Below are 621 nucleotides of genomic sequence, written 5' to 3'. Positions count from 1 at the left end.
CACCTCCTTTCTACGGAGTTTTTGTGCACGCTCGGTTGAGTGTGGTTACTGGTGTGGAAAACAATAGTTGACGTTTTAAATGAGTTTGTTGGGCATGCTTTTGGGTTCCCGGATTGCCACCCCCCTTTTTGTTTGGGGTTGCGGTCCTTGACCCGCAGGATTTCAGGTTGATGCTTTTTGGTGTTGATGCTGGTTTTGTGGTGTTGTGGTGGTTTGAGAACTGGATAGTGGACGCGAGTAAAATGCGAGACTTTTTTGGTTTCGATTTTTTTGCTTTTATCAATTTCAACCGGCTCCTTTTGTTGGAGTCGCTTGATCGTTTTGTGATCGTTTAGTGTGATGATTTTTTGTCTAGAGAATTTTGCTGATGGGTTCTTACTTTAGTGTTTGTCACTGGTAAGGGCGTATGGTGGATGCCTTGGTAGACAGGACCGATGAAGGACGTGACGGGCTGCGATATGCCTCGGGGAGCTGCCGAGTGGGCTTTGATCCGAGGATTTCCGAATGGGGAGACCCGGCCACTGTTATGAGTGGTCACCACAGTTTTTGTGGGGGGTACGCAGGGAAGTGAAACATCTCAGTACCTGCAGGAAAGGATACTCCGTGAGTAGTGGCGAGCGA

The 621-nt window shown here is 48.3% G+C and carries 1 rRNA gene; it reads left to right on the top strand.

The annotated features are described in order from the left end of the window. Positions 1–386 precede the first annotated feature (386 nt). Positions 387–621, top strand: a 23S ribosomal RNA gene (locus AC1EKT_RS06235); the annotation flags it as partial.

The organism is Bifidobacterium sp. C0047B3, from assembly GCF_056590535.1.
The sequence above is the reverse complement of the archived record's forward strand: the minus strand, read 5'-3'. Positions and strand labels throughout refer to the sequence as shown.